This window comes from Stenotrophomonas sp. PS02300 (assembly GCF_029959395.1).
Lineage (GTDB): Bacteria > Pseudomonadota > Gammaproteobacteria > Xanthomonadales > Xanthomonadaceae > Stenotrophomonas > Stenotrophomonas maltophilia_AD.
Map to the genome: position 1 here is coordinate 1 of NZ_JASCOP010000168.1, position 6,843 is coordinate 6,843.

7 protein-coding genes and 1 rRNA gene are annotated in these 6,843 nt (G+C 67.0%); 5 read left to right on the top strand and 3 right to left on the bottom strand.

Translation table 11 applies throughout. The features are described 5' to 3' along the window. The first annotated feature begins 38 nt into the window (after positions 1 to 38). A 5S ribosomal RNA gene (rrf, locus tag QMX79_RS19110) occupies positions 39 to 153 on the top strand. Positions 154 to 342: 189 nt separating this feature from the next. Here the strand turns inward: rrf and QMX79_RS19115 are convergent. The 3 genes from QMX79_RS19115 to hemH all read right to left on the bottom strand — a co-directional run bounded on the left by QMX79_RS19115 (position 343) and on the right by hemH (position 4,147). Beyond that, positions 343 to 1,854, bottom strand: a complete 1,512-nt coding sequence (locus QMX79_RS19115) for a methyl-accepting chemotaxis protein (RefSeq protein WP_282248183.1) — start codon at positions 1,852 to 1,854, stop codon at positions 343 to 345. 485 nt (positions 1,855 to 2,339) lie between these two features. Next, positions 2,340 to 3,188, bottom strand: a complete 849-nt coding sequence (locus QMX79_RS19120) for an alpha/beta hydrolase (RefSeq protein ID WP_282248184.1) — start codon at positions 3,186 to 3,188, stop codon at positions 2,340 to 2,342. Next, positions 3,185 to 4,147, bottom strand: a complete 963-nt coding sequence (hemH, locus tag QMX79_RS19125) for a ferrochelatase (RefSeq protein ID WP_282248185.1) — start codon at positions 4,145 to 4,147, stop codon at positions 3,185 to 3,187. The genes QMX79_RS19120 and hemH overlap by 4 nt, the downstream gene beginning before the upstream one ends. A gap of 109 nt (positions 4,148 to 4,256) precedes the next feature. On the opposite strand from hemH, the gene QMX79_RS19130 reads away from it, so the two are divergent. From QMX79_RS19130 to tatC, 4 genes are all read left to right on the top strand, one after another. Next, on the top strand, positions 4,257 to 5,144 hold the full coding sequence (locus QMX79_RS19130) for a lipid-binding SYLF domain-containing protein (protein WP_282248186.1): 888 nt from the start codon (positions 4,257 to 4,259) through the stop codon (positions 5,142 to 5,144). A gap of 77 nt (positions 5,145 to 5,221) precedes the next feature. Continuing rightward, complete coding sequence (tatA, locus tag QMX79_RS19135) at positions 5,222 to 5,449, top strand: Sec-independent protein translocase subunit TatA (protein ID WP_217538947.1); 228 nt, start codon at positions 5,222 to 5,224, stop codon at positions 5,447 to 5,449. A 15-nt stretch (positions 5,450 to 5,464) separates the two neighbouring features. Next, positions 5,465 to 5,956 (top strand): Sec-independent protein translocase protein TatB, encoded by a 492-nt coding sequence (gene tatB, locus QMX79_RS19140; protein ID WP_282248187.1) that lies wholly within the window; start codon positions 5,465 to 5,467, stop codon positions 5,954 to 5,956. Then, the gene (gene tatC / locus QMX79_RS19145; protein WP_068847925.1) at positions 5,953 to 6,702 is read left to right on the top strand and encodes a twin-arginine translocase subunit TatC; all 750 of its coding nucleotides are present in this window, start codon (positions 5,953 to 5,955) and stop codon (positions 6,700 to 6,702) included. The genes tatB and tatC overlap by 4 nt, the downstream gene beginning before the upstream one ends. Positions 6,703 to 6,843 lie beyond the last annotated feature (141 nt).

Genomic DNA, 6,843 nt, shown 5'->3' on the forward strand with positions numbered 1-6,843 from the left:
AGGGAAAATCACGAACATCGCGACGCTCCAACCGTCTCCCTGGTGAAATTAGCGCTGTGGAACCACCCGATCCCATCCCGAACTCGGAAGTGAAACGCAGCTGCGCCGATGGTAGTGTGGCTCAAGCCATGCGAGAGTAGGTCATCGCCAGGGTTTACACCCAAAAACCCCGCTGCTTACGCAGCGGGGTTTTTTCTTTGCGTCAACGCGTGGCGACCAACGGTCGGCACCCACCGAATGCATCAAAAAAGGCGCCCCTCAGGGCGCCTCCCGGGCATCACGACCAACGGTCGTGATCTACCACCGGGTAGGTATCGACCGTTGGTCGATACGCAAAACACCTCAACGGAACGCTGCAACGGCCTCGGTGAGGCCTGCTGCCTGCTGCTCCAGCTCGCGCGCGGCCGCGCTGGCTTCTTCGACCAACGCCGCGTTCTGCTGGGTCGCCTCGTCCATCTGCACCACGGTCTGGTTGATCTGGTCGATGCCGGCGGCCTGTTCCTGCGACGCCGCGGCGATGCTGGCCATGATGCCGCTGACCCCGGCCACGCTGCCGACGATCTCCTGCATGGTGCGGCCAGCGTCCTGCGCCAACCGGGCGCCATCGGCTACCTCGCTGACCGATGCATCGATCAACTGCCGGATCTCACGCGCGGCCTCCGCCGAACGCTGCGCCAGGCTGCGCACTTCGCTGGCTACCACCGCGAAGCCTCGGCCCTGGTCGCCGGCACGCGCTGCCTCCACCGCCGCATTGAGGGCAAGGATGTTGGTCTGGAAGGCGATGCCATCGATGACGCCGGTGATCTCGCCGATCCGCTTGGACGCGCCGTGGATGCTGTCCATGGTGCTGACCACGCGCCCCACCACCGCGCTGCCACGGTCGGCTACCTCCTGCGCGCCACGCGCCAGGGTGCTGGCGTTGCGTGCGTGTTCTGCGTTCTGCCGAACCGTCGCGGTGAGCTCTTCCATCGAAGAGGCCGTTTCTTCCAGATGTGCTGCCTGCCGCTCGGTGCGGGTGGAGAGATCATGGTTGCCGCTGGCGATCTCTTCAGCACCCAGCGCGATCGCGCCGGCACTGCGGCGGATGCGTTCAACCATGTTGCCGAGCTGGATGGCGGTGGCATTGGCATCGCGCTGCATGGCGGCGAATGATCCTTCGTAGTCGCCCTCCATACGCTGGCCCAGATCACCCTCGGCCAGGGCAGACAGAACGCGTCGCAGATCGCCGACGGTGCTGCCCACCTGTTCCAGCAGCTGGTTGATGCCGGTGGTGAGGCCATCCATGAAGGCGGCACCGCTGGCGGCGCGTGGCAGGCGCCGGCCGAGGTCGCCACGGGTGGCGGCGTCCACGATCTCGGCCACGGCCGTCTCCAGCAGAAGCTCCTGGGTACGGTCGTGCCATTCAACGGCGAAGCCGACGCGTGCACCGGCGGCATCGAACATTGGGCTCACCACCTGGGCAAAGTGCACGGGCCCGATCCGCACGCGCCCATGATGGGTTGCCTGCAGCGTGTCCAGGATGGCGCGGATGCGATCGGGGTTGGCGTGGAAGCGATGGATGCTGCTGCCCACCAGGGTGTCAGCGTCAAAGTCCGGAAACGCCTCGCGCAGGTTGGCCTGCTGGTTGCGCAGCAGGCGCACCACGGCGGGATTCACATAGCGGATCACGTGGGACGCATCGGCAATCATCATCGCGGTGTGCGAGACCTCCAACGCCAGGCGAAGCGTGGCGTCGGCCGCAGCCGCGTCCTGCTCGTGGGCGCAGCGCGCCTGCAGCTGCCCATGGCTCGTGGATAGCCGGGCCAGCTCAGCGCGCAGCTGACGGCTGTTCCGCCGCACCCGCGGTGCCAACATACCGAGCGCGCCGGTCGCGATCGCGATGCCAAGCACGGTGACGCTCGGTTGGTGCCAAAGTGCGCCAGCAAGGCCGCCAACCAACCCAGTGGAGAGCAGCCCTGCAAGGGCGCGCCCTCCGCGCGGGTGCGGATGCAGCGCAGGTGTCAGTAGCGTTGCGTCGGGTGGACGTGAGGAAGGGTGGGGGATGGCAGACATGACAACTCCAGAAACAGTGCGGTAGCGAACGTCCTCCGCTGGAACGCGGACAGACGGATGCAAGGTCCGGCGACCCATCGGCGGAAGACCTTGCAGAGACGTGGATGGGGGGGAGAGCACTCCTTCCTTGGAAGCCGGATGACACGCGGCTTCGCAGACGGCGGAGCAGGCGACGACACAGGCGATCCTTGCGGGCCTGCGTCATCGGTATCGGACATCACCGATGGAAATTGAGTGCGACCGTGTGTCGCAGGGGATTCAAGCGCGTATCGACCAACGGTCGATACCTACCGTGCCAGGAAGCGGGCGATGACCTCGGCGACCAGTGCCGGGTGCTCCATGTGCAGGTGATGGGTGCCGGGGAACACATCGAGGTGGCCATCGCGCAGCAGCCTGATGCGCTCGCTGCGGAGTGGCTCGGGGTAATACGACTGTGCTGGCGTGGCGTAGATCACTTGGGTCGGGCATTCAATGGCCGCGAGCAGGTCGTCGATCTGCGCCTCACTCAAGCGCATCGCGGTCGGCAGCATCAGGCGCTGGTCGCTGCACCAGCTGTAGCCGCCTTCCACCGGCATGACGCCGCGTTCGACCAGCAGGCGCGCGCACGGCTCGCTGAGCTGGTTGGCCATCATGCGCGCGCGCACCGGCGCGGCCAGATCGGAAAACACGCGCAGCTTCTTCGACGGCAACGCGCGCACGGCGCGTACATGCTCGCGAAGGCGCTGCGCGGTTTCATCTTCCGGCCCGCGCAGGCCACCCAGTGCTTCGATGGCAATCAGCCGCTCCACGCGCTCAGGCGCGGCGGCGGCGGTGAGGCTGGCAATGCCGGCGCCCATCGAATGGCCCAGCAGCGTGAAGCGCTGCCAGCCCAGTGCGTCGGCGACCTCGAGCACATGGCAGATCGCGCCCGGGGTGTTGTACTGCGTGCCCGGCGGCATGTGTGAGCTGTGGCCGTGCCCGGGCAGGTCGATGGCCACCAGGTCCAGCCCGGGCAGCGCCGCGGCCAACGGCACGAAGCTGGCGGCGTTGTCGAGCCAGCCGTGCAGGGCCAGCACGCGCGTCCCTTCAGCAACCGTAGAACGCAGGCCAGCCACGGTGGTGCCGGCCACCGGCAGTACGAACGGTTCGAGCGTCATGCCAACGCCGCGATGCTCAGCCGCGACAACGCCAGGGCGTGTGCGGGATCGGCGTTGAGGCAGGGGATGTAGCGCATCTGTGCGCCGCGTGCGGCGACGGTTTCGGTGAAGCCCATCGCCACTTCTTCCAGGGTTTCCAGGCAGTCGGTGGCGAAGCCCGGGCAGACCACGTCGATCTGCTTGACGCCGCGCTCGGCCATCGCCCACAGCGTGGGTTCGGCATAGGGCTGCAGCCACTTCTCGCGGCCGAAGCGCGACTGGTAGGTGAGCTGCCACTCACCGTCGGCCAGGCCGAGTGCCTGCGCGATCGCCTGGGCACTGGCTTCGCAGCGCTGCGGGTACGGGTCGCCCGCATCGGCCAGGCGCTGCGGAATGCCGTGGAAGGAAAACACCAGCTGCTCGCCACGACCGTGCTGCGCCCACCATTGGCGGATGCTGCCGGCCACCGCTGCGACCCAGTCCGGGTCCACGGCGTAATCGCGCACCAGGGTGACGGTGACGCCCGGGTGGCGGGGCTGCCAGTCGCGCACCTGGTCTTCGATGGAGGCGGTGGTGGTGGTCGAATACTGCGGGTACAGCGGCAGCACCACGATCCGCCGCATGCCTTCGGCGGCCAGCCGGTCCAGCTCGGCGGTGAGCGCGGGCGCGCCGTACCGCATGGCATGGCGTACGCGCAGGTTGGGCATCAGCTGCTGCATGGCCTCGGCCAGGCGGCGCGTGTACACCATCAAGGGGGACCCGTCGGGCAGCCAGACCTGGGCGTACTTGGCCGCCGAGCGCCCACTGCGCAGTGGCAGGATCACCCCATAGAGCAGGGGTTTCCACAGCAACGCAGGAATCGCGACCACGCGCGGGTCAGTGAGGAATTCGGCCAGGTAGCGCCGGACCGCCGGAGCGGTGGGCGTCTCGGGTGTGCCTAGATTGACCGCCAGCACGGCGGTGTCGGGTGCGTCGAGCATGGGGACCATTCTCGCAGGTCTGCGCGACCGGGAGCACATACTCATTGCGGATTCATTGGAACCCCACTAATTTCGGGTAGTTACGTATCGCCCCCCTTTTGGAGCACCCATGCGCCGTTTGAGCCTTGTACTGCTGATCTCCGCCAGCCTGCTGTCGACCCAGGCGATGGCCGGGCCGGAGGAGGACCAACGCGCCCGCAACGCGGTGCGCGTGTTGAATGACATCCAGGAAATCCCGGAACAGGGCATTCCCGACAAATTGCTGGACGAAGCGCGGGCAATCGTCGTCATTCCCGACACGATCAAGGCCGGCCTGGTCATCGGCGGCCGGCGTGGCCACGGCGTGATGTCGGTGAAGAATGCCGACGGCAGCTGGTCCAACCCCGTGTTCATGAAGCTTACCGGCGGCAGCATCGGCTTCCAGGCCGGCGTGCAGTCGTCGGACGTGGTGCTGGTGTTCCGCAATGACCGCAGCCTGGACAATCTCGTCAACGGCAAGTTCACCCTTGGCGCCGATGCCGGGGTCGCGGCCGGTCCGGTGGGGCGCAACGCCGCCGCCGCCACCGACGGCCAGCTGAAGGCCGAGATCTGGTCCTGGTCGCGCGCGCGCGGTCTGTTTGCCGGCGTGGCGCTCGATGGCGCGGTGCTGCAGATCGACGATGCCGCCAACCTGGACGCCTACGGCAGCAACACGACGCCGCGCATGGTGTTTGAAGGCCGCATGGGCGAGGCACCGTCGATGGACGTGGTCGCGTTCCGCGACCGCCTGGAAGAAGCGACCTACTCGGCGCGCCAGAAGCGCGGTACGGGCGGCAGCGCCCCGGCCCCGCGCCCGGCCGGCCCGGCGCCGCAGGCCGCGCCGGCGGTGGCTGAACAGGCCACTGCGGGTGCCACCACCGCGCCGCTGCAGGCCGTACCGCAGCAGCCGGCACCGCAGCAGGGCTTCCAGCCGGTGGGCGAAGGCGAAGTGCGCACCGAATCACTGGACGGCAACTGACTTTCGTCACGCGCGCCGCCCTACCGGCGGTGCGCTATGCTCAGGTCCTTGTAACCGGGTAATGCGAGCAGAACATCATGGGCAGTATGAGCTTGTGGCATTGGGTGGTGGTACTGGTCATCGTACTGCTGGTGTTCGGCACCAAGAAGCTGACCAGTGGCGCCAAGGACCTTGGCAGTGCCGTGAAGGAATTCAAGAAGGGCATGCGCGACGAGGACAAGCCGACCGCGCACCTGAGCGATGAGTCGCGTCCGCAGGATTCGACGACGACATCGCAGAACGAGCACGATCGCGACCGGCGCTGATCGGGGCGGCATGGCGTGTTCGACATCGGTTTCAGTGAACTGCTGGTCATCGCGGTAGTAGCGTTGGTCGTGCTGGGTCCCGAGCGTCTGCCCAAGGCAGCCCGCTTCGCGGGGCTGTGGGTGCGGCGCGCGCGCAACCAGTGGGATTCGGTGAAGCAGGAGCTGGAACGCGAACTGCACGCCGATGAGATCAAGCGCCAGTTCCGCGATGCGCAGGATTCGGTTCGCGACACCGAGGCGCAGCTGCGTGCCAGTGGTGAGGCGGTCCGCCGCGAAGCCGAGCAGGTGCGCAACCAGGTGAAGCGCGATGGCGATACGCCGGCCAGCACCGACGAGCCGGTGATGACCGGGCCCGCGCCGGGTTCGCCGGCGAGCGTGGCCCAGCACGTGGTGGCACCCGAGCTGGACGCTGTACCTGAAGAACCGCGCGATGCGATGGCACCGCCGGGCATCGACGGGCAGGCGCCGCGCGATCCGCCGCCTTCGACGCCGGAGGCCCCGCGATGAGCGGTAACGAGTCGCCGGAAAGCGGGTTGATCGAACACCTGATCGAACTGCGCGCGCGCCTGATGCGGGCGCTGATCGGGCTGGGCGTGGTGCTACTGGGGTTGATGCCGTTCTCGCGGCAGATCTACACGTGGTTGGCGCAGCCGTTGATCTCGCAGCTGCCGAACGGGCAGTCGATGATCGCGACCAACCCGGCCGGTGCGTTCTTCGCACCGCTCAAGCTGACCTTCTTCGTGGCCGTGTTCATCGCGGTACCGTGGCTGCTGTACCAGCTGTGGGCGTTCGTGGCGCCGGGCCTGTATGCGCGCGAAAAGCGCCTGGCGGTACCGTTGCTGGCAACCTCGGTGCTGCTGTTCTACATCGGCTGCGCGTTTGCGTATTTCCTGGTGCTGCCGGCGGTCTTCCACTTCCTGACCACGTTCCGCCCGGAGGTGATTGCGATCACGCCGGACGCGAATGCGTACCTGGATTTCGTGCTGGCGATCTTCTTCGCGTTCGGCAGCAGTTTTGAATTGCCGGTGGCGATGGTGATCCTGACCCTGCTGGGGTGGATCACGCCGCAGCAGTTCAAGGACGGCCGTGGTTACGCGATCGTGGGTATCTTCGTGCTGGCGGCGGTGTTGACGCCGCCGGACGTGGTTTCCCAGTTGATGCTGGCGATTCCCATGTGCCTGCTTTATGAGCTGGGGATTCATGCGTCGCGGTGGCTGGTGCCGGCCAAGGGCGACGAGCCCCAGGCGCAGTAGCGCCTTCAGAGCTTTAGAGCAGCGTTTCGGTTGCTACGTATTGGGGAGGCCGACGGGCAGCCCCTTACGGGACACGCCGTAAACCCATCCATGGGGGTTTGGCAAAAACATCCATGTTTTTGACAGTCCCTACAGGGGCTG